Here is a 22,923-nt window from a genome sequence, read left to right as displayed (position 1 = left end):
ATTGACGGGTAATCTAAGCGGAAATACTCGAGTTTAATTTAGTCGATGCATTAAAAAGGGCTGCGTTAATGCAGCCCTAAATTCAATCGGTTAGCGACTTATAAAGTGCTTTCGATTATTTGCTTTCAGCAGCAATGATAGCAAGAGAACGGTCAGCGGCTTCTAGTGTCGCATCCAGCTCTTTTGAACCATGAGCAAGAGAAGTAAAGCTTGCTTCGAATGCTGAAGGAGCAAGGTAAACACCGTGATCCAACATTAGGTGGAAGAAGCGCTTGAAGCGTTCTACATCACACTTAGTTACATCTTCGTAGCACGTTACAGTTTCTTGGTTTGTGAAGAAGAAACCAAACATACCGCCAACTTGGTGTACTAGCATCGGGATACCGTGCTTGTCAGCAAGTTGCTTAAAGCCATTCGCTAGCTGCTTAGTTTTTGAAGCTAGACGCTTTTCGTTGCCTTCTTCACGTAGAAGGTTCAAACATGCGTAGCCAGCAGCCATTGCAACAGGGTTACCAGAAAGCGTACCTGCTTGGTAAACTGGGCCAGTTGGTGCGATGTATTGCATTACTTCTTTACGACCACCAAAAGCACCCACAGGCATACCGCCGCCGATAACTTTACCAAGACACGTTAGGTCTGGTTTGATGTTGTAGTAAGCCTGCGCACAGCCTTCAGCAACGCGGAAACCTGTCATTACTTCATCAAAGATCAGCAATGCACCTTCTTGGTCACAGATTTCACGTAGACCTTCGTGGAAGCCTTCTACTGGTGGGATACAGTTCATGTTGCCCGCAACTGGCTCAACGATGATGCAAGAGATCTCGCCTTTATTCGCTGCGAATAGCTCACGTACTGAATCTAGATTGTTGAAGGTTGCAGTCAGCGTGTGCTTAGCAAAATCAGCTGGAACGCCTGGAGAGCTAGGTTGACCTAGAGTTAGCGCACCAGAACCTGCTTTTACAAGTAGGCTGTCTGCGTGGCCGTGGTAACAGCCTTCAAACTTAAGAATTTTGTCACGACCAGTGAAGCCACGAGCAAGACGAATCGCACTCATTGTTGCTTCGGTGCCTGAGCTAACCATACGTAGCTGTTCCATTGATGGAACCATCTCTGATACAAGCTCGGCCATTTTGATTTCAGTTTCGGTTGGAGCGCCGAAGCTAAGGCCGCGTTGAGCTGCTTCAATAACCGCATCACGGATAACAACGTGGTTGTGACCAAGGATCATTGGACCCCAAGAGCCAACGTAATCGATATATGCTTTACCATCAGCATCAAAAATAAGTGGGCCATCAGCGCGTTCAACGAAGATTGGAGAACCACCTACGCCATTGAATGCACGAACTGGAGAGTTTACGCCACCAGGAATAGTTTGCTGTGCTTTTTCGTACAGCTCTGCTGATTTGGTCATTGATATATCCTCTTTTGACTGTCGGACCAATTGCCACGCATTGTACCTATCCCTAATCCAACTAGGAATGCTTTCGCCCAGATAATCACCCGAATCTGGTTGTTTTGTGTGGTTACACGTTTTAATTGCCAGATATTGACGAGTTTACAGCAGTAAAAGGAAGGATCCGGTGGTGAATACTTGAACGTTTCAGTCAGGTATTAGATAATCACCCGAATATAAGAAAATACTCAACAACACTGGTCTCGAATTAGATTTGTATCATGTTGTTTTTGACACAGGTAAGAGAGGTTGTCGTGAGCGAAGTAAATATCCCATTGTCTTTTTCTGATGCAGCAGCTACCCGCGTACAAACGCTAATCGCTGAAGAAGAAAACCCAGAACTAAAACTACGTGTATACATTACAGGTGGTGGTTGTAGTGGTTTCCAATACGGCTTCACATTTGATGAAAAAGTAAATGATGGCGACACTACGATTGTAAACAGCGGTGTAACGTTGGTTGTTGACCCAATGAGCCTACAATACCTTATGGGTGGCATGGTTGATTACACAGAAGGCCTAGAAGGCGCACGCTTCTTTGTGAACAACCCGAACGCTACAACAACATGTGGCTGTGGCGCATCATTCAGCGTATAGCTTGAAAGATAGCTAGAGTTAAAAGACAGCTTTAGCTGAAAGCTACAAAGATGGTTGTAAACGCCGAACTTATGTTCGGTGTTTTTGTTTTTATATCCCCAAATTTCTCTTCATAACAAAGCTCTATTCGAGCAAGGCTCTTGTTTTTCACGCAGCCTCAAAATTGCTAAGACACATTAAGTCATTGCTTTTAAAACCATTCCAACCTTCTATTTTGTCATTTTTAGTACACGGCATATTTTTTAAACTGTCGATAGCGTCCAACTTCGTTTGGTTTTGGTCTGTTAAGGTTACCTATGTGTATCAGGAAGTTGCACATGACAGTGTTAAGCCATTTAGCGCGTCTTAATCACATCGGACAAAAGGATTTGCTATGCCCACTCTATTTTCTAACTCATCACTTTTTCAGAAACTGAAACAGCCGTGGCTAGTGTCTCTGATTTTAGTGATGTTGTTGTCTATCTGGCTTGGCCTAGGAGTGGGGCAAGCAGAAGAGTCGCCAGAGAAAAAAGCGACAGAAATTCCGTTGGCCAAGGTCTCCTTTCAAATATTCACCTCATCACCTACCTTTAAAACCATTGATTTATATGGTCGCACGGCACCCGACAGGCATGCTCGGTTAGGGGCGGAAGTTGCGGGAAAGATTGTTCGCTTGAACGTTGTGAAGGGCGATGTGGTTAAAGCAGGGCAGGCTATTGCTCAGATAGATAAAGGTGATTTGGAAATACAGTTAGAGCGAGCATCGGCTCTGTATCGTTTGAAGCAGAAAGAGTTCAAAGCGGCGCAGTCACTGAAGAAAAGAGGTCTGCAAGGTGAGATCGCTTATACAACCGCAGAGGCGTCCTTAACCGAAGCTAAGGCCATGATGCGCAATGCGGAGTTGGCTTTAAAAAATACTGTAATTACCTCGCCTTTTTCGGGTGTGGTTCAGGATTTGATGGTTGAGTTGGGTGATTTCGTTGGTGTTGGCGATCCAGTCGCAGGCGTGATTGACCTTGATCCTCTGGTGATTGAAGCTGATGTCAGTGAGCGCCATATCCAACATCTGCTAGTCAATCAATCTGCTTTGGTTCGCTTGCTAGGAAGAGAAGAGGCGGAAGGGCGCTTGCGTTATGTGTCTCGAATTTCTTCGGCCTCAACCAATACTTTTCCAATCGAGATTGAAATCGATAACTCTGAAGGTCTATTACCTGCAGGGGTTAGCGCTGAAGTGAAACTCAACCTAGAAACAAGAGACGCAATCAAAGTCACACCTGCGATGTTGGCTTTGGATGAGGCCGGCAACCTTGGGGTAAAAACATTGGTTTCAGTCGATGACTCACCCATCGTGAAATTTGTCGGTATTCAGCTAGTAAAGGCAGAACAAGATGGGGTGTGGCTTACGGGTTTAGGTCAACGGGTGGATATCATCACTGTGGGGCAAGGGTTTGTGCGTGATGGTGATTCGGTGATCGCGGTTGAGCAAGGTGCTGAACTCTCAAACGTAACAACTGAGTAGGAGATAACTGATGTATTCAATTATTGATGCAGCTTTGTCTCGTGCTCGAACAATGCTCTCCCTTTTGGCGCTTATTCTGGTTGCAGGTGTTATTACTTATATCACGATCCCCAAAGAATCGAGCCCTGACATCACCATCCCGATTATCTACGTTTCCGTCGGGCACCAAGGGATCTCGCCAACTGATGCTGAACGTCTGTTAGTTCGACCTATAGAGCAAGAGCTGAGGTCGATTGAGGGCGTAAAGGAGATGACAGCCACCGCAGCAGAAGGACATGCCTCTGTGGTGTTGGAGTTTAACGTTGGAGTTGATCTTACCAAAGCGATGGCGGATGTTCGTGATGCCGTAGACCTTGCCAAACCAAAGTTACCAGAAGACAGTGATGAACCAACCGTAAATGAAGTTACACTCGCTTCTGAGCAACCAGTACTTTCTGTGGTGCTATTCGGTACTGTTCCTGAACGTACTATCGTACAAATTGCCCGAGAAGTGGGAGATAAACTCGAAAGCTATCGCCAGATATTAGAGGTTGATATTGCGGGTGATAGGGAAGACATCGTTGAAATCATCGTTGATCCTCTATTGATGGAGAGCTACAGCTTAGATCAAGCTGATATCTACAATCTGATCGCTTTGAACAACCGAGTGGTTGCCGCGGGTTTTGTCGATACGGGCTATGGTCGTTTCTCGGTCAAGGTTCCTTCGGTGTTTAATTCCTTAAAGGATGTGCTTGAGCTACCGATTAAAGTGGATGGCAAACAGGTGGTCACTTTTGGTGATGTGGCGACAGTTCGTCGAGCGTTTCGAGACCCTGAAAGTTTTGCGCGTTTAGATGGTAAATCTGCGGTGGTCTTGGACATCAAGAAGCGTGCAGGTGAGAACATCATCGAAACGGTTGAGCTAGTCAAAGCTGTAATGGCCGGGGCTCAGCAGCAAGCTGAATGGCCAAATAACCTGTTGGTTAAATACACTTGGGACGAATCCAAAGATGTGAAGATAATGCTCAACGATCTTCAAAACAATATTCTATCTGCCATCATTCTGGTGGTGATCGTTATCATCGCGATTCTTGGAGTTCGTACCGCGTTATTGGTGGGTATCTCAATTCCTGGTTCATTCCTGACGGGGCTATTGGTTCTGTCTGTATTCGGCTTAACCGTTAACATCGTGGTGTTGTTTTCTCTGATTATGGCGGTGGGGATGTTGGTTGACGGCGCTATTGTGGTGACTGAGTTTGCCGACCGGAGAATGCAAGAAGGAGAAGGGCGTAAAGCGGCCTATCGAGATGCAGCCAAGCGAATGGCATGGCCAATAACGGCATCAACAGCAACAACCTTGGCGGCGTTTGCTCCACTGCTGTTTTGGCCTGATGTGACGGGCGAATTCATGAAGTTCTTGCCGCTAACTCTGATCGCTACGTTAACTGCTTCATTGATTATGGCGTTGTTGTTTGTGCCAGTGTTGGGCGGCTTAATTGGCAAGCCGCAATACGTATCGTCTCATAGCCAAGCTCGAATGGTGGCTTTGCATAATGGTGATTTCTCACAGGCGACTGGCTTAACCAAGGCGTATTACCACACATTGTCGATTGCGATTAAGCACCCATTTAAGATTCTGTTCAGTGCGATATTACTCGCGGTTGCAGTTGGTTTCACCTATTCAAAAGCGGGACTCGGTGCCGAATTCTTCCCTGAAGTTGATCCACCATTCTTTAACGTTAAAGTTCGCTCGCACGGTGACCTTTCTATTCAAGAAAAAGATGACATCATACGCGATATTGAACAGATGATGCTGAATCATGACGAGTTTGATACGGTTTATACGCGTACTGGCGGTGACGACCAGATTGGTTTGATCTCGATTACACCTGTCGATTGGCAATACCGCCGTAGTGTTAAAGCGATTATTGATGAGTTAAAGGTGAAAACCGACCAATACGCTGGTGTCGAAATTGAATACAAATTCCCAGATGCTGGGCCTCCGGTTGAAAATGACTTGGTAATTGAGCTGTCGGCTAAAACACCTGAGCAACTCAATCAGGCGGCAAAGATCGTAAGAAGTTGGGCGGATGGCAATCAAGCACTAACCAATATTAGCGACACTGCAAGCAAAGACGGAATCGACTGGACGGTGGATATCCGTCGAGACGATGCCGCCCGTTTTGCAGCAGACGCGACCTTGGTCGGCAACACCGTTCAGTTTGTGACTAACGGACTAAAGATTGGGGATTATCTGCCCGATGACTCATCAGAAGAAGTCGATATCTTGGTGCGTTACCCGAATGATAAAAGGGATATTGGACGCTTTGACCAGCTGAGAGTGAAAACGCCAGCAGGCTTAGTACCAATCACAAACTTTGCTCAGATTGTTCCCGATCATAAGCAAGATACGATTAAGCGCCTCGATGGTAAGCGAGTCGTGAACATCATGGCGGATATGGAAGAGGGTTATAACCTTGCGCTCGAGCTGCCAAAGATCGAGCAAGCGTTGAGTGAGTTGGGACTACCGAGTATTGTTGAGTTTCGTATCCGCGGCCAAAACGAAGAACAAGAAAACTCTTCAGCCTTCTTACAAAGCGCGTTCTTGGTGGCTTTAGCGGTAATGGCTTTGATTCTGATAACTCAGTTCAATAGTTTCTATCAAGCGTTCTTAATTTTGAGTGCCGTGCTGTTTTCAACCGTTGGTGTGTTTGTTGGGCTGCTTATCTTCCAGCGCCCGTTTGGCATCGTGATGTCGGGTATCGGGGTCATCGCACTAGCAGGGATTGTGGTGAACAACAATATCGTACTGATTGATACCTATAATCAGCTAATTAAAAGAGGCTTGGACAAGCGAGATGCGATTCTGAGAACCGGTGTTCAGCGTTTAAGGCCAGTAATGCTCACTACGGTCACAACCATTTTAGGTTTGATGCCGATGGTGCTAGAGATGAATATCGATCTGATTAATCAAAAGATAGAGTTTGGCGCGCCAAGTACACAATGGTGGTCACAGCTAGCGACTGCTATTGCCGGTGGGCTAGCATTTGCCACGGTACTGACCTTGGTACTGACACCATGTCTATTGATGTTAGGTCGAGAAAAGAAGCCTGAAAAATAACAGAACATGTGGATTCAGCGAAAATAAAAAGAGCGCCCATCAAGGCGCTCTTTTTATTGTTTTATCGTGATTAGACTTTCAATCTAATTAGTTGCGAGCAACTGACCGTATCGCTCAAGGTTCCTGAGTCGAATCTCTGAATTCGCAATGAAAGTAGCTTTTGCTTTACCGGTTAACGACTTAGATTGTGGCAACTTCACGGTACGCGCATTCTTGTGAACGCCATTAACCAAGAATTCATAGTGTAAGTGCGGGCCAGTCACACGACCTGTGCCACCCAAAGTACCAATGGTTTGGCCTTGTTTTACTCGCTGACCTGTTTTCACCATGCGTCGCTTCATGTGCAAGTACTTGGTGATGTAGGTGTTGCTGTGGCGAATGAACACGTAGTTACCATTGAACTGGTTGTAACCCGACTTCTGAACGATACCATCACCCGCCGCCCAGATAGGCGTGCCAACAGGGGCTGCGTAGTCAGTACCACGGTGAGCACGAACCTTACCAGTTACTGGGTGCTTTCTGCGTGGGTTAAAGTTCGATGTTACACGACGGAAATCAATCGGAGAGCGCAGGAAGGCTTTCTTCATTGCTCGACCATTTTCATCGAAGTAGTTGCCGCTCTTGTCATCCAGTACCGCGGTAAATGAATCACCTTGGTTTTTGAACACCGCCGCCATGATCTTGCCGCGACCAATCACTTCGCCTTCAACCACTTTCTCTTGGTACAAGATCTTGAAACTGTCGTTCTTACGAATATCCAACGCAAAGTCGATATCCCAACCGAAGATCCCCGCCAATTCCATAATCTGGTTTGCAGTTAGGCCGGCACTGACACCTGCATTCCAGAAGTTAGAGGTGATGTTGGCTTCGGCATAGTTGTATTGGTAGGCCACTTCCTTCTTGTCGAAGCTAGAAGAAAATGAATCGCCAGATTTAGTGATCTTGAAGCTTTCAAAGGCACTAAGTTGTCGTTTTAACTGAATAAGGTCGTTGTTTTCATCAAAGCCGAATTGCAATACATCACCAGGTCTTAGGTTCGACAGCTGCTTCTTAATATCATTATTGGTATTGAGTAGCGTGATTAACAGACGGTATGAGAGGCCAATACGCTCGAATAAAACAGAGGTGCTTTCGCCAGAACGAACGGTGTATTTTTCCCAATTGAGTACTGCCGTTGGTGGTGCGTCACTTGAGCTAACAAGTGCAGATGCATCGATAGTCAGTGGATAATGTTTTCCCACCACTAAAGCTCCCGAGTCGTCACGCAAACTGTTGACGTCGGGGAGTAAGAAAATCGCGACGAAAATTACGGCACTAAAAAATGCGATAAAAGCCCGGTGCAAAATAGGAAGGCGTGCAAAAATAGACAACATGTTCCGGTTCGTTCTGTAAATATTATGAAAATCGACGACGGAATAGTGTAACTGGTTTCAAAATACATCGCTATTCAAGTAAGATGTCTAATTAATGTATTTTTGCCAAATCTGTGGGAGTGAACAAGAATGGCGAGTATTGAAGCTGCACTAGCCGAGATCAAACGTGGCGTAGAAGAACTGATTCCAGAAGACGGACTGATTGCTAAATTAAAAGAAGGTCGTCCTTTACGCATTAAGCTGGGTGCCGATCCAACAGCTCCAGATATCCACCTAGGCCATACGGTTATCTTTAACAAGCTTCGTGCTTTCCAAGAGCTTGGTCATGAAGTGACATTCCTTATCGGTGATTTCACTGCAATGGTTGGTGACCCATCAGGTAAAAACTCAACGCGTCCACCGCTAAGTCGTGAAGACGTATTGAAGAATGCTGAAACTTACAAAGAGCAAGTATTCAAGATTCTAGACCCTGCAAAAACGCAAATTCGTTTCAACTCTGAGTGGCTATCTGAACTTGGTGCTGAAGGCATGATTCGTCTTGCGTCTAACCAAACTGTTGCTCGTATGCTTGAGCGTGACGACTTTAAAAAGCGTTACGCTGGTGGTCAACCGATCGCTATCCACGAATTCATGTACCCACTTCTTCAAGGTCACGACTCTGTTGCACTAGAGAGCGACGTTGAGCTTGGCGGTACTGACCAGAAGTTTAACCTGCTAATGGGTCGTGAACTGCAAAAAGCAGCAGGTCAAAAACCACAAGCGGTACTGATGATGCCACTACTTGTTGGTCTAGATGGTGTGAAGAAGATGTCTAAGTCTGCGCACAACTACATCGGTATTAGCGAAGCACCAAGCGAGATGTTTGGCAAGATCATGTCTATCTCTGACGATCTAATGTGGAGTTACTACGAACTACTGTCTTTCCGCCCACTTGAAGAAGTTGCGGAACTGAAAGCTGGCGTTGATGCAGGTAAAAACCCGCGTGACGTGAAAGTGCTTCTAGCGAAAGAGATCATTGCTCGTTTCCACTCTGAAGCGGATGCTGATGCAGCTGAGCAAGAGTTCGTTAACCGTTTTGCTAAGAACCAAGTGCCAGATGATATGCCTGAATTCGAATTCGAAGCAGGCCTACCAATTGCTAACGTTCTAAAAGAAGCGGGTCTAGTAAACTCGACTTCTGATGCGATGCGTATGATCAAGCAAGGCGCAGCTAAGCTTGAAGGCGAGAAGATTGAAGACAGCAAATTTGTACCTGAAGCAGGTACTGCGGTTTACCAAGTAGGTAAGCGTAAGTTTGCTCGTATTACTATCAAGTAATAACGCTCATCAATAATTGAATAAAAGGCATCTACGGATGCCTTTTTTATTGACAGAAAGTTGACGAAACTTTGAAACGCCTATTGCTACACTATGCGCGCTGTCAAATTGACAGTAATTCTGGAGATTTTTATGAACAATACCGACCATCCTCCTAGTTTGAATGGAGAAGAATAAGCTGTCTCGGTATTGATCTATTGTCCTGCCGTTCAGGTAGGGTATCTTTGTTTTCCCCCTCATTCTTTTCCACACTCTAGATTCTAACAAGTAGACACGCCAGTAGTTTTCAGCTCTTGGTGAGACTAGTTATACGCTCTTGGTGCGCATGGCTACACCCTCTTGGTGCGCATGGCTACACCCTCCTGGGATAAAAGCTATATGCCCTTGGTGTATTAGCTCTAGGCTATTTGTTTTGATGGTCGTTACCTTTGCCAATCGGGAGATTCGCCATGACGGTAATGAACAACACTTTTTTATCTATTGAAGCTCTGTACTCAGAGCAAGACATCCAAGCTGTATCGAATGCATTTCAACAGTACGGACGTGAGCAACAAGTTAACCTTTTGAACCGCATGCCGCTTGAAGATGCGGTGCTAGTACTTGGGCAATGTTCTCTTAGTACGATTCAGACTTTACTTAGTGAGTTAGAAGAGCAGGGCTTTGAGAAGCGCTCTCGACATCTAGCTCACCAACTAGGGCTGATCTACTCAGAGGTTGAGCCTCAACAGGGTTACCTTTCAACTGGGGTGATGAGCCATGTTAGGCAGCGCATCGGGTGGATTATTGCCTTAGCATTACTAGGTATCGTTTCTGGGCTTATCATCGCTCAGTATGAAGACATCCTTAGCCAGTTAGTACTTCTAGCTATTTATATGCCGGTAATCGCTGCTGCGGGTGGTAATACAGGAACACAAGCTGCGACTCTAGTGATTAGAGCCTTAGCCACCGGCGAGTTGAAAAAACGCCAATGGGCTAATGTTCTGTGGAAAGAGTTTAGAGTTGCTATCTGTTTAGCTCTGGCGATTGCAGTGGTGATGATTGGACGGATCTTGTTGTTTAGCGAAAACCAATCAACTGGCGGTTATGACATCAACATGATTGCTTTAGCGATTGCCGTAGCACTGTTTATTCAGGTGACGATATCCACGGTGCTCGGTGGTGGGTTGCCGATCGTTGCTAGGCTATTCAAGCTGGATCCGGCTGTGTTAGTGAGCCCAGTACTTGCATCGATAGTCGATATCTCAGGAATGTGGATCTATTTCACAGTCGTGAACTCATTCCTCGGTATCGCTTAGTTCCTATAAAAATAACTAAAAACACCTTAGAAGCAAAAATGGCGCTGAAGATTCAAGATCTTCAGCGCCATTTTTCATGTTTAATTAACCACTTACAACAAACTGAACGCTACTGAGATTTGCCCTGTGTTTGACTAAACTCGACCACATCTTTATAGAAAGCGCGTTCGAACTGAGTGATCGGTGCTTCCACTGGTTTGTCAGGATCTGGCTTTGCAGGGAAATAATCACGAACAAACTGCACGAAGATCGAATTTGGATTACCTGATTTATCTAAACCAAACCCCGCCATATTGTAACTGCCGTATAGAGAACCACTCTTGGCAATGATGTTGCCTTTAATCGGCGCTTTTCGCATGCTTTGACGATACTTAAGCGTTCCATCAATGCCTGACGTTGGCATTGCATCAATTAGGTTGAGTTGTTGATCGTTTTCCCAGATATAACGAAGCACCTGTGCCATGGTCTGCGACGTCATTCGGTTATTTCTAGATAACCCTGAACCATCGACTAGCTGCGCTTTGCTGAGATCGATGTTGGCCTTAGTCAGTAAGATCTGCTTTATCGCTTCAGTGCCGTTATTGAAGCTGCCCGGTTGAACATAAAATGTCGCACCTAGCGTCTTGGTAAGGTTGTCAGCAATTAGGTTGTCTGATTTCTTCAGCATGATATCGAGCAGTTCGGGAAGCTTTTCAGAATGGTGACTAGCAACTAGTGTCGTTTTGTCTGCTGTCTCTTTTTTACCAAGGATCACATCACCCTTTACTTGGATTTTCAGCTCTTTAAGCAGTGAGGTCACGACTTGAGAAGTATAAAGCTCTGGATTTTGAATCGCAAATTTGAGTGGCAATGGTTTCTTACGCTCAACCAAGCAACCGGAGAGCTTGTAAGCGTTGTCTGGGGTAGTAATGAGCTCTAAGTCGCATTGTGTAGCCTTTTGCCCTGAGCGCGTTACGGTGGCAGCAGTGGTTGTCACGTCTATCGGATAATGTGCAGGGATATATACGCGTGTTGTCCCGTTATCTTTTGTATAAATAGAAGCTTGCGCGCAGTTGCTGTTTAACGTCATCGCACTCGAAGGCGCGCTGTAACAAACGCCTAGAATGTCCCAAGGCCAACCAACGGCACGTTGATAGCCCGTATAAGCCGAGTCATCGAGGTATAAGTTGCCTTTAATGGTTCTAGATTGCGACTTAGCGTATTGAGCTAAAAGGCTTTTTAGATCTTCTCGTTGTAGTGTTGGGTCACCGCTGAATGAGATCACAACATCCTTATTGGAACGGGCAATACTGGTTGTGTAGTGAAACTCATCTCCTAACTCCAATTTAGCCGCTAAAGCTGTAACCAGTTTTAAAGTGCTGGCTGGTGGATAAAAGCCATCACTGTTGGTATTCATTTCATTTGAACTGCCACTTAAAGATTCTAAGATCAGGCTTGTGTTACTGCCATCGGGCAGTTTATCTAAAGGGGCGTATGCGAAAGCGTTAATAGAGAAAACGCTAATGGAAAAACTACATAAAAGTAGAGTAGGTAGAAGGCGCATAGAAGGTTTTCTTGGATGGCTGATTTTTTCAGTATACAGATATAAAAAACGCCCGCTAGATAGCGGGCGTTTTGATTCTCAATTAACTAATTAATCAATTAGGTAACCAGAATTAGAAGTCGTAACGTAGACCTAGAGCTAGCTCGTCTTCAGCGTCTGCTTTAGATGCAGTACCGTTACCCAAACCTACAGTACCAATTGTGTCATTTTCACTGATTAGGTTGAAGTTGTACGAGATGTACGTACGGAAGTTCGGCTTGAAGTAGTAAGTCGCATCGATTGCAACGTTGTCAGCTGAAGTTTCACCGTCAGTTTCTGCGTTGTTGTACGTTAGTGTGAATGCAGTCTTGTCTAGTGTGTAAGCTGTCGCGAATTCGTAACCAGTGTAATCACCGTTTCTCTTCGCAAGCTCACCGTCTGTGAACGTACCAGCAAAGTATAGCGTTTCAGTGCGGTAAGATGCAGCAAGCATGTACTCGTTTTCTACGTCTTGATCAGCGTAGCCAGCACCTAGTTTAAAGCCAGTATCACCGATTGAGTAGATACCAGATAGAGAGTAGCCATCTTCGCTGTTGTCTGAGTAACCGCCGTCAACTGAATCTGTACGGTCTGCGAAGCGGTAGCTTGCTTTTACTGCTAGGTCTTGGAATTCGCCTTTGTAAGAAAGCATGTTGTCAGTACGGTCTGCTGCAGCAATTTTGTATGCTGCTGAGTTACCGTGGTAAGACATGATATCCGTGAAGTCTGTGATTACGCCTAGTGCGCCGTCGTTTTTACCGTAAGTAACTTCACCGAATGCACCGCCGATACCAGCGTAAGTGTAACGGTGATCAATATCGCTACCAGAAGTAGCTTCGCCGTCAACAACAACAGTGTTGTCAGCTGTAGTGTATTCACCTTCGTAGAAACCAACGCCGTATAGGCCGTCTTGGATTTCAACTTTACCTAGGAAGTTAAGACGTACACGAGAGTTGTCTTGTGCTTTACCGTCTTTTAGAGATAGACGAGCTTCAGCACGACCACCGATCTCTAGAGAAGTGCCGTTTGAGCTGTATACAGAAGTACCGTCGATACCACCAGCTTGTTTACCGTCCGCTGCCACTGCGTTAGTAGCAAGAGCTGCAGCAGATACAGCAAGCGCGATCATAGTCTTGTTCATGTTATTATTTCCTAATTACTGTCCATAGAAGTTTTATCAAGGATTTGAACCCTTTTGTGTATTGCCTGTATTAATCAGACTTCATAACCATGATTAGAACAGAAGTCTGAAAAATGCCAGTGCAATCCATGGGTTACTTTTTACCTCTAAAGTTCCATAGTCAGTTAGTAAAATGATATAAAACTAAAAAATGAACACTGTTTTATTACATTCTTTGTTATTTAAGTGTTTGTTTTTAAATGTATTTTATAAAAGTGTGATCTGCGTTTATTTTGTTTATTTTTTGTTTTTTTATGTATTTATTTGTCGTCTTATTGATTGAGTTGTAATTATTCATTTTTGTGATGTCTGTAATTTAGACCTAGATACAGCTTTTATAACGCAAAGTGGAATAAAGGTGATTTAGCCATAAAGTTTGTTTACACTAAGCCAAATCGTTTTGTTTCTACTACCCAATAAATACGTTGGGTGTATTTATGTTCGCCAAAGAAAGTTTTGGCATAGAGGTAAAAAATGGAAAAGGTTCCAATGACAGTACGTGGCGCTCAGCAGCTACGTGATGAATTAGATCGCCTACTTAAGCTGCGCCCTATTATTTCAGCAGCGATTGGTGAAGCACGTGAACTGGGCGACTTGAAAGAGAACGCAGAATACCACGCGGCTCGTGAAGAGCAGGGTATCTGTGAAGCTCAAATTCGAGATATCGAATACAAGCTATCACTTGCTCAGATCATCGACGTAACTCAGATGGATAACACTGGTAAGATTATCTTTGGTACGACAGTGACTTTGATTGATGTGGATACGGATGAAGAATTCCGCTACCAAATCGTTTCTGAAGATGAAGCTGACATCAAGACTGGCCGTATTTCTGTGAAATCGCCAATCGCTCGCGGTCTTATCGGTAAAATGGAAGGCGACGAAGTGATGATCTCTACCCCAGGTGGTGACAAAGACTTCGAGATCGACAAAGTAGAATATATCTAATTGAATTTTCTTTGTTTCTGATAAGTAAAAAGGTCGCTTAATGCGACCTTTTTCGTTTCTCACGCTACACTAAAAGATAAGCGCAGTGGCTTTCTCTTGGTGAAGTTAGCTTATATTAAGCTCTTATTTACGTGGAATCTCGATTTTACGTGCTTCTGACTGACGGAACAGTACTAGAACTTTACCGATAGTCTGTACTTTCTCAGCTTTAGTTTCACGTACAATTGCATCGATAATCAGTTGCTTAGTCTCACGGTCTTCTGATGCAACTTTAATCTTGATCAGTTCGTGGTGGTCTAGAGCTAATTCGATTTCCGCTAGAACAGCTTCAGTAAGTCCATTTGCGCCCATTAGCACTACAGGTTTTAAACTGTGAGCTAGGCCCTTTAGATGCTGCTTTTGTTTGGTACTTAGGTTCATTACGCGGCCAATTTTCTTTACTATTAGGGTTGAAAAAACCTATTTTAACGCCATCTAAAGCTGAAGACTATAATTTATTCAGCAATTAGTACTTTCCTCCAATTTAGGTATCCAATGAGCAAACAGAAACACTCGGCCAGTTCAGGCCGTTGGTTGAAGGAACACTTCGACGACAAGTATGCAAACGAAGCAAGAAAGAAAGGCTATCGTTCACGTGCTTATTTCAAAATGGAAGAGATTCAAACGAAAGATAAATTGCTGTCTCCTGGGATGACCATTGTGGATTTAGGTGCAGCGCCTGGCGGTTGGTCTCAATATGCTGCTAAGATTGTTGGAGACAACGGACAAATCATTGCGTGTGACTTGTTACCAATGGATCCGATTGCTGGCGTTAGCTTCTTACAAGGCGATTTTCGTGAAGACGCTGTGCTAGAAGCTCTATTGGAACGTATACAACCAAACATGGTTGATGTGGTGATGTCAGATATGGCGCCTAATATAGCAGGCAACAATTCTGTGGATCAGCCAAGAGCTATGTATTTAGTTGAATTAGCTTTGGATATGTGTCGACAAGTTCTAGCTACCAATGGTAGTTTTGTTGTAAAAGTATTCCAAGGCGAAGGCTTTGACCAATATGTTAAAGACGTCCGTGAGATGTTTAAAACAGTCAAAGTTAGAAAACCCGACTCTTCTCGTGCTCGATCTCGTGAAGTGTTCATCGTAGCCACTGGTTACAAAGGTTAACGATTCTCTTCCAAGAGTGAGAGTTAACAACATGGCTACAGGTTACAAACTGTAGTACCCTACCTTTAATTACAATTAGTTATCGAGAGGCTTACACCTTGAGTGACATGGCAAAAAATTTAATTCTGTGGCTTGTTATCGCGGTAGTGTTGATGTCGGTATTCCAGAGCTTCGGCCCTGGGGAAAGTAACGGCAGAGCAGTAGATTACACCACGTTTGTACAGGAAGTTGGCCAAGGCCAGATTCAAGACGCACAGTTCAATAACAGCGAAATCACTTTCACACGTCGTGGCGGTGGTTCTAAGTATGTAACTTACATGCCTGTTTATGATCAAAAGCTACTTGATGACTTAATTAATCAAAACGTAAAAGTTCAGGGTACACCACCTGAAGAGCAGAGCCTGCTTGGCACTATCTTCATCTCTTGGTTCCCAATGATCTTACTGATTGGTGTGTGGATTTTCTTCATGCGTCAAATGCAAGGCGGCGGCGGCGGTAAAGGCGCGATGTCTTTCGGTAAGAGTAAAGCTCGAATGATGAGCGAAGAACAAATCAAAACGTTGTTTGCGGATGTTGCTGGTTGTGACGAAGCAAAAGAAGACGTGAAAGAGCTTGTTGATTACCTTCGTGACCCAAGTCGTTTCCAAAAACTGGGTGGTAAGATCCCGACAGGTATCCTGTTGGTTGGTCCTCCTGGTACTGGTAAGACATTGCTTGCAAAAGCGATTGCTGGTGAAGCGAAAGTACCGTTCTTTACTATCTCAGGTTCTGACTTCGTTGAAATGTTTGTTGGTGTTGGTGCATCTCGTGTACGTGATATGTTCGAACAAGCGAAGAAAGCGGCTCCTTGTATCATCTTTATCGATGAAATCGATGCGGTAGGTCGTCAACGTGGCGCTGGTGTTGGTGGTGGTCACGATGAGCGTGAACAAACACTAAACCAAATGCTGGTTGAGATGGATGGTTTCGAAGGTAATGAAGGTATCATTGTTATCGCTGCGACGAACCGTCCAGACGTACTAGACCCAGCACTACTTCGTCCAGGTCGTTTCGACCGTCAAGTTGTGGTTGGTTTACCTGATGTACGTGGTCGTGAACAGATTCTTAAAGTACACATGCGTAAAGTTCCACTATCGGGCGATGTTGAACCATCTCTGATTGCTCGTGGTACTCCAGGTTTCTCTGGTGCAGACCTTGCGAACCTTGTGAACGAAGCGGCTCTATTTGCTGCTCGTGGTAACAAGCGCAATGTCTCTATGGTTGAGTTTGAACTTGCAAAAGATAAGATTATGATGGGTGCAGAGCGCCGTTCAATGGTTATGTCTGAAGAAGTGAAAGAGTCAACGGCTTACCATGAAGCAGGTCACGCGATTGTTGGTCGCTTGGTACCTGAACACGATCCAGTGTACAAGGTGTCAATCATTCCACGTGGTCGTGCACTTGGTGTGACTATGTATCTACCTGAGCAAGATCGCGTAAGCATGTCTCGTCAACATCTAGAATCAATGATTTCTAGCTTGTACGGTGGTCGTCTTGCTGAAGAGCTTATCTACGGTAAAGACAAAGTGTCGACTGGTGCGTCTAACGATATCGAACGTGCAACTGATATTGCTCGCAAGATGGTAACGCAGTGGGGCTTCTCTGAAAAACTGGGTCCTCTTCTTTATGCTGAAGAAGAAGGTGAAGTTTTCCTAGGTCGCGGCATGAGCCAAGCGAAGCACGTTTCTGACGATACAACTAAGCTGATCGATGAAGAAATTCGTATTCTAATCGACCGCAACTATGCTCGTGCGAAGCAAATTCTTGAAGAGAACATGGATATCATGCACTCGATGAAAGATGCGCTAATGAAGTTTGAAACGATCGATGCAGGTCAAATTGATGACTTGATGGAACGTAAAGACGACATTCGTGAGCCAGCTGGTTGGGGTGATCAGGCGAAAGCAGAACCTGCAAAGGAAGAAGCTAAACCTGAAGCTAAATCAGAAGAAGCTGCAGCCGAACCAAAAGCTGAAGAGTCGAAAGTTGAAGAAGTTAAATCTGAAACAGATGATGCTCAAAACAAAGATTCTTAATCGCTAAGTTATAAATTAAAACCCTGAGTACGCTCAGGGTTTTTCTGTTTATAGCTCAAGATGTTTTTACCTTTTAAGACCCGCCTTTCATGATATTAAAAGCACACAATAAAACACTCGTTCTAGATCGCCCACATGTGATGGGTATCCTTAATGTCACGCCTGATTCTTTCTCTGATGGCGGAAAATTTGATTCACTAGATAATGCATTACTGCAAGCAGAGCGTATGATTCAAGCTGGCGTGAGCATTATTGATATTGGCGGTGAATCGACTCGTCCCGGTGCTCCTGACGTTTCCCTAAAGGAAGAGTTAGCTCGAGTTATCCCTGCGATTAAAGCGATTCGCGCTAAGTTTGATGTTTGGATCTCTATTGATACCAGTAAAGCGGAAGTGATGCGTCAAGCTGTTGAAGCGGGTGCAGATTTGATCAATGATGTGCGCGCGTTACAAGAGCCCGGAGCTTTAGAAGCTGCCGCTGATGCGAAGGTTCCGGTTTGCCTGATGCATATGAAAGGCCAACCAAGAACCATGCAAGCAAATCCGAGTTACGACGATGTTCTAACAGATGTGGAAGCTTTCTTACAAGAAAGGGTTGAAGCTTGTGAGGCTGTGGGTATCTCAAAAGAACAGCTGATTCTAGACCCAGGTTTTGGTTTTGGTAAAACTATCGAGCACAATTACCACCTATTAGCGCACCTTGAGAAGTTTCATACGTTGGGCTTGCCTGTCTTGGCGGGAATGTCGAGAAAATCGATGATCTTTAAGCTACTAGACAAGGCGCCTGCAGATTGCATGGTGGCAAGTGTGACTTGCGCGACCATTGCTGCGATGAAAGGTGCACAAATTATTCGCGTTCACGATGTCGAAGATACATTAGAAGCGATGAAGATAATCGAAGTGATGAATAACAATCACTAATCATAATTAAGGAAATCAACATGTCTGATAAAAGACGTTACTTCGGCACAGATGGTGTGCGTGGCAAAGTAGGCCAGTACCCGATTACACCTGATTTTGTTCTGAAGCTTGGCTGGGCTGCAGGTCGTGTTCTTGCAAAACAGGGCACAAAGAAAGTGATCATTGGTAAAGATACTCGTATCTCTGGCTACATGCTTGAATCTGCTTTAGAAGCAGGCCTTGCTGCTGCTGGCCTTCAAGCTACATTTACTGGCCCAATGCCAACACCTGCAGTTGCATACCTGACACAGACATTCCGCGCAGAAGCGGGGATTGTTATCTCTGCATCGCATAACCCTTATTACGATAACGGCATCAAGTTTTTCTCTTCTGAAGGTACAAAACTTCCAGACGACATCGAGTTGGCGATTGAAGCTGAACTTGATAAAGACATTGAGTGCGTTGATTCTTCTGAGCTAGGTAAAGCAGTACGTTTAAACGATGCGGCTGGTCGTTACATTGAATTTTGTAAGAGCACATTCCCAAATCAGATGACGCTTGCTGGTATGAAGATTGTTGTCGATTGTGCGCACGGTGCAACTTATCATATCGCTCCTGCGGTATTTAAAGAGTTGGGCGCTGAAGTGATTGCTATGGGCGTTGAGCCAAACGGCACCAACATCAACCATGAAGTTGGCGCAACCGATGTGCGCGCTCTGCAAGCAAAAGTGGTTGAGGAGAAAGCAGCACTAGGACTTGGCTTTGATGGTGACGGCGACCGTATCATCATGGTTGATGAGCTAGGCAACAAAGTTGATGGTGACCAAATCGCTTACATCATTGCACGTGATGCACTGCGTCGTGGTGAGCTGAAAGGTGGTGTTGTTGGTACACTAATGACCAACCTGGGCATGGAAAACGGCCTTAAGCAGTTAGGCATTCCATTTGTGCGTGCCGCTGTTGGTGACCGTTACGTGATGGAGCAACTTCTAGCTAAAGGTTGGAAGATAGGTGCTGAAAACTCGGGTCACGTTATCTTGTTAGATAAAGTGACAACAGGTGATGCTATCGTTGCTGCGCTGCAAGTTTTGGCTTCGGTTGTAGACAGTGAAATGACACTGAACGAGCTTTCGCAAGGCATGACGCTATACCCTCAAGTTCTAGAAAATGTTCGTTTTAGCGGTGATTCAAACCCACTAGAAGCAGAAGCGGTGAAAGCTGCGGTTGTTGAAGTAGAAGCTGAGCTTGGTGAAAAAGGTCGTGTACTATTACGTAAATCTGGTACTGAGCCATTGCTACGTGTGATGGTTGAAGGTGAAGATGCCGATCTCGTTCAAGCATCTGCACTTAAGATTGCTGATGCAGTAAAAGCAAACTGCTAATTTAACCTTTTATTGAATAGGCGTAGTGAATAGCGCCTGTGATTTGAAGTGATTGACTTATATAACGGTCAAGAGATATAACGGTCAAAAGAGACGTAAATGAGTTTTGTGTCGCTTTTGACCTTTTTTTGACCATTCACTTGGTAAAGGCTTATTTTTTAGCAAATTCTCCTTGTCAGCCATCGTCGCATTCGCTAGTATTGCTCGGCCTTCAGTTAGGAGGTCGCTAGCCTTGTTCTTAAAAATAGTTTTTTGAACGGCGCTGGCTCAACAATTAGGAACATAGGTGGAAAAATGTTTACAGTTCTACTTGTGATTTACCTGTTGGCAGCGCTTGGTGTAATTGGCCTAGTGTTGATTCAACAAGGTAAAGGCGCAGATATGGGAGCCTCTTTCGGTGCTGGCGCTTCAAACACTGTGTTTGGTGCTGGTGGCTCAGGAAATTTCCTTACCCGAATGACTGCAATTTTTGCAACTACATTTTTTATCCTTAGCTTAGTGCTTGGTAATATGTCTACACATAAGACTGAGTCACAGTGGATTGATCCGACCCAAGGTCAGGTAATTCAGCAAGCTGATGATGCAGTGAGTGAAGTTCCATCGCAAGGCGATGAAATTCCACAATAATCTGTAAAGATTTGATGCCGAGATGGTGAAATTGGTAGACACGCTAGCATGAGGTGCTAGTGCCTTAGGGTGTGAGGGTTCGAGTCCCTCTCTCGGCACCATGTTTACAAACTTGTAAAACATCTTGTTGGGCGTATAATGCTCGCAAGTCGGACGCGGGATGGAGCAGCTTGGTAGCTCGTCGGGCTCATAACCCGAAGGTCGTCGGTTCAAATCCGGCTCCCGCAACCAATTTCAATGCTATTATATAGCTTGTATTGGTAGCAAGTTTGCACAGTGTGAACCTCACTGTGAGTTAAGTGCGATATCGAATGTGATGGCACTTAGCATATAAGGGTCCAGCAACAAAAACCCCGGCTTATACGGGGTTTTTTGTTATCTAAGCATTTGTAAATGTATTTAGATAATGTTTGCTTGGAATTTAAATTGGGCTTTGAGCCCTTTTTTTGTTTCTGGAGTGGTTAAATGACTGGTTTAGAAAGACAACTTACTGAAATGCTTGACGCTCCAGTAGCAGCATCAGGTTATGAGTTAGTTGGATTAGAATTTATTCGTGCTGGTGAGCATTCAACGCTACGTATTTACATCGATTCACCAAACGGTATCAATGTAGATGATTGCGCTGAAGTTAGTCACCAAGTAAGTGCCGTAATGGACGTTGAAGATCCAATTTCAGTGGCTTATAACCTTGAAGTGTCTTCACCAGGTTTAGAGAGACCACTGTTCAAAGCAGAGCATTACCAACAATTTATTGGTCACGAGGTAAGCATCGTTTTGAAAATGGCTGTCGGCAACCGTCGCAAATGGAAAGGTGATATCCAATCTATTGAAGGCGAGACAGTAAAAGTATTGGTTGAAGGACAAGAAGAAGAATTCGTCCTGAGCAATATTGCGAAAGCGAACCTGATCCCTAAATTTTAGTTCTCCTAGAGAGAAGAGCTTAAGAGGCTAGATTAATGAACAAAGAAATTTTGGCGGTAGTAGAAGCTGTTTCTAACGAGAAAGCAGTTCCTCGTGAGCGTATTTTTGAAGCGCTTGAAATCGCGCTTGCAACAGCAACTAAAAAGAAAAGCGAACTAGAAATTGAAGTTCGTGTTGAAATCGACCGTAAAACAGGTGATTTCGAAACTTTCCGTCGCTGGGAAGCTGTTGAAGAAGTTGAATTCCCAACGAAAGAGATCTCTCTTGAAGCTGCAAAGTACGATGATCCAGAGATCGAACTTGGCGGTTTCATCGAAGACGACATCGAATCAGTTACATTTGACCGTATTACGACTCAAACAGCTAAGCAAGTTATCGTACAGAAAGTACGTGAAGCTGAACGTGCTCAAATCGTTGAACAGTTCATCGACAACGAAGGTGAGCTAGTAACGGGTGTTGTTAAGAAAGTTAACCGTGACACTATTATCCTAGACCTAGGTAACAACGCTGAAGCGGTAATCCTTCGTGATGACCAACTTCCTCGTGAGAACTTCCGTCCAGGTGACCGTGTTCGTGGTCTTCTATACGCAGTTAAACCTGAAGCTCGTGGTTTCCAGCTATTCATTACTCGCTCTAAGCCTGAAATGCTTGCTGAACTATTCCGCGTTGAAGTACCTGAGATTGGCGAAGAGCTAATTGAACTTAAAGGTGCTGCACGTGACGCTGGTTCTCGTGCTAAAATCGCTGTGAAAACAAACGACAAGCGTATTGACCCTGTTGGTGCGTGTGTTGGTATGCGTGGTGCACGTGTACAAGCTGTTTCTGGTGAGCTTGGCGGCGAGCGTATCGATATCGTACTTTGGGACGATAACCCGGCTCAGTTCGTAATCAACGCAATGGCTCCTGCTGACGTTGCTTCTATCATCGTTGATGAAGATGCACACTCTATGGATATCGCTGTTGAAGCGGATAACCTAGCACAAGCTATCGGCCGTAGCGGTCAAAACGTACGTCTAGCATCTCAACTGACTGGTTGGGAACTAAACGTAATGACGGTTGAAGACCTTCAGAAGAAACACCAAGAAGAAGCAGTTGCTTCTATTGAAAACTTCATGAAGCACCTAGACATCGAAGAAGACTTTGCTCAACTGCTTGTTGAAGAAGGTTTCTCTACACTAGAAGAAGTGGCTTACGTACCAGTAAACGAACTTCTTGAAGTAGATGGCCTAGACGAAGGCATCGTTGAAGAACTTCGTAGCCGTGCTAAAGATGCACTAACGACTCTAGCACTAGCGAAAGAAGAAACTTTCGACGGTGTTGAGCCTGCTGAAGACTTGCTAGCTCTTGAAGGCCTAGAACGTGAAATGGCTTACAAACTGGCAGCTAAAGGCGTGGCAACATTGGAAGACCTAGCTGACCAAGGCGTTGATGAACTAGAAGGCATTGAAGACCTAACTGCAGAGCGTGCGGGCGAGCTAATTATGGCTGCGCGTAACATCTGTTGGTTCGGCGACGAAGAATAATTCAGCAAGGA

Annotated in this window: 18 protein-coding genes and 2 tRNA genes; 15 read left to right on the top strand and 5 right to left on the bottom strand. The window is 44.7% G+C overall.

Annotated elements, in window-relative coordinates; genetic code table 11:
• Positions 1-115: 115 nt before the first annotated feature.
• Positions 116-1,411: a glutamate-1-semialdehyde 2,1-aminomutase gene (gene hemL, locus L0992_13075; GenBank protein XGB66645.1), complete on the bottom strand. Its 1,296-nt coding sequence runs from the start codon at positions 1,409-1,411 to the stop codon at positions 116-118.
• A 296-nt stretch (positions 1,412-1,707) separates the two neighbouring features.
• On the opposite strand from hemL, the gene erpA reads away from it, so the two are divergent.
• From erpA to L0992_13060, 3 genes are all read left to right on the top strand, one after another.
• Positions 1,708-2,049 (top strand): iron-sulfur cluster insertion protein ErpA, encoded by a 342-nt coding sequence (gene erpA, locus L0992_13070; GenBank protein XGB66644.1) that lies wholly within the window; start codon positions 1,708-1,710, stop codon positions 2,047-2,049.
• 373 nt (positions 2,050-2,422) lie between these two features.
• Positions 2,423-3,547 (top strand): efflux RND transporter periplasmic adaptor subunit, encoded by a 1,125-nt coding sequence (locus tag L0992_13065; GenBank protein ID XGB66643.1) that lies wholly within the window; start codon positions 2,423-2,425, stop codon positions 3,545-3,547.
• A gap of 10 nt (positions 3,548-3,557) precedes the next feature.
• Complete coding sequence (locus L0992_13060; protein ID XGB66642.1) at positions 3,558-6,647, top strand: efflux RND transporter permease subunit; 3,090 nt, start codon at positions 3,558-3,560, stop codon at positions 6,645-6,647.
• Positions 6,648-6,730: 83 nt separating this feature from the next.
• Here L0992_13060 and L0992_13055 read toward each other — a convergent pair whose 3' ends face one another.
• A complete protein-coding gene (locus L0992_13055) occupies positions 6,731-8,020 on the bottom strand; it encodes a peptidoglycan DD-metalloendopeptidase family protein (protein XGB66641.1) in 1,290 nt (429 codons plus the stop codon).
• Between the two features lie 129 nt (positions 8,021-8,149).
• Here L0992_13055 and tyrS point away from each other — a divergent pair, with 129 nt between their 5' ends.
• Positions 8,150-9,337: a tyrosine--tRNA ligase gene (tyrS, locus tag L0992_13050; protein XGB66640.1), complete on the top strand. Its 1,188-nt coding sequence runs from the start codon at positions 8,150-8,152 to the stop codon at positions 9,335-9,337.
• 449 nt (positions 9,338-9,786) lie between these two features.
• Positions 9,787-10,632 carry a magnesium transporter gene (locus L0992_13045; GenBank protein ID XGB66639.1) on the top strand — a complete coding sequence of 282 codons (846 nt, stop codon included), beginning with the start codon at positions 9,787-9,789 and terminating at the stop codon, positions 10,630-10,632.
• 109 nt (positions 10,633-10,741) lie between these two features.
• Here L0992_13045 and dacB read toward each other — a convergent pair whose 3' ends face one another.
• Together dacB and L0992_13035 are read right to left on the bottom strand one after the other, a co-directional pair.
• Complete coding sequence (dacB, locus tag L0992_13040) at positions 10,742-12,175, bottom strand: serine-type D-Ala-D-Ala carboxypeptidase (protein XGB66638.1); 1,434 nt, start codon at positions 12,173-12,175, stop codon at positions 10,742-10,744.
• 112 nt (positions 12,176-12,287) lie between these two features.
• Complete coding sequence (locus L0992_13035) at positions 12,288-13,334, bottom strand: porin (GenBank protein XGB66637.1); 1,047 nt, start codon at positions 13,332-13,334, stop codon at positions 12,288-12,290.
• A gap of 513 nt (positions 13,335-13,847) precedes the next feature.
• Here L0992_13035 and greA point away from each other — a divergent pair.
• Positions 13,848-14,321, top strand: coding sequence for a transcription elongation factor GreA (gene greA, locus L0992_13030; GenBank protein ID XGB66636.1), 474 nt, complete (start codon positions 13,848-13,850; stop codon positions 14,319-14,321).
• Between the two features lie 123 nt (positions 14,322-14,444).
• Here greA and yhbY read toward each other — a convergent pair whose 3' ends face one another.
• The gene (yhbY, locus tag L0992_13025; protein XGB66635.1) at positions 14,445-14,741 is read right to left on the bottom strand and encodes a ribosome assembly RNA-binding protein YhbY; all 297 of its coding nucleotides are present in this window, start codon (positions 14,739-14,741) and stop codon (positions 14,445-14,447) included.
• 114 nt (positions 14,742-14,855) lie between these two features.
• On the opposite strand from yhbY, the gene rlmE reads away from it, so the two are divergent.
• The 9 genes from rlmE (at position 14,856) to nusA (ending at position 22,912) form a co-directional block, all read left to right on the top strand.
• On the top strand, positions 14,856-15,485 hold the full coding sequence (gene rlmE, locus L0992_13020; protein ID XGB66634.1) for a 23S rRNA (uridine(2552)-2'-O)-methyltransferase RlmE: 630 nt from the start codon (positions 14,856-14,858) through the stop codon (positions 15,483-15,485).
• Positions 15,486-15,592: 107 nt separating this feature from the next.
• Positions 15,593-17,560 (top strand): ATP-dependent zinc metalloprotease FtsH, encoded by a 1,968-nt coding sequence (gene ftsH, locus L0992_13015; GenBank protein ID XGB66633.1) that lies wholly within the window; start codon positions 15,593-15,595, stop codon positions 17,558-17,560.
• 89 nt (positions 17,561-17,649) lie between these two features.
• Entirely contained in the window at positions 17,650-18,480 is an 831-nt protein-coding gene (gene folP / locus L0992_13010; protein ID XGB66632.1) for a dihydropteroate synthase, read from the top strand.
• A gap of 20 nt (positions 18,481-18,500) precedes the next feature.
• Positions 18,501-19,841 carry a phosphoglucosamine mutase gene (gene glmM / locus L0992_13005; GenBank protein ID XGB66631.1) on the top strand — a complete coding sequence of 447 codons (1,341 nt, stop codon included), beginning with the start codon at positions 18,501-18,503 and terminating at the stop codon, positions 19,839-19,841.
• A gap of 294 nt (positions 19,842-20,135) precedes the next feature.
• Positions 20,136-20,468, top strand: a complete 333-nt coding sequence (gene secG, locus L0992_13000; protein ID XGB66630.1) for a preprotein translocase subunit SecG — start codon at positions 20,136-20,138, stop codon at positions 20,466-20,468.
• Positions 20,469-20,484: 16 nt separating this feature from the next.
• Positions 20,485-20,569 (top strand) — tRNA-Leu (locus tag L0992_12995).
• A 53-nt stretch (positions 20,570-20,622) separates the two neighbouring features.
• A tRNA-Met gene (locus L0992_12990) sits at positions 20,623-20,699 on the top strand.
• A gap of 234 nt (positions 20,700-20,933) precedes the next feature.
• A complete protein-coding gene (gene rimP / locus L0992_12985) occupies positions 20,934-21,389 on the top strand; it encodes a ribosome maturation factor RimP (GenBank protein XGB66629.1) in 456 nt (151 codons plus the stop codon).
• A gap of 35 nt (positions 21,390-21,424) precedes the next feature.
• Positions 21,425-22,912, top strand: a complete 1,488-nt coding sequence (gene nusA, locus L0992_12980) for a transcription termination factor NusA (GenBank protein ID XGB66628.1) — start codon at positions 21,425-21,427, stop codon at positions 22,910-22,912.
• Positions 22,913-22,923 lie beyond the last annotated feature (11 nt).

Source organism: Vibrio pomeroyi, assembly GCA_041879425.1.
Classification (GTDB): Bacteria; Pseudomonadota; Gammaproteobacteria; order Enterobacterales; family Vibrionaceae; genus Vibrio; species Vibrio pomeroyi_A.
This window is presented reverse-complemented; position numbering and strand designations above follow the sequence as displayed.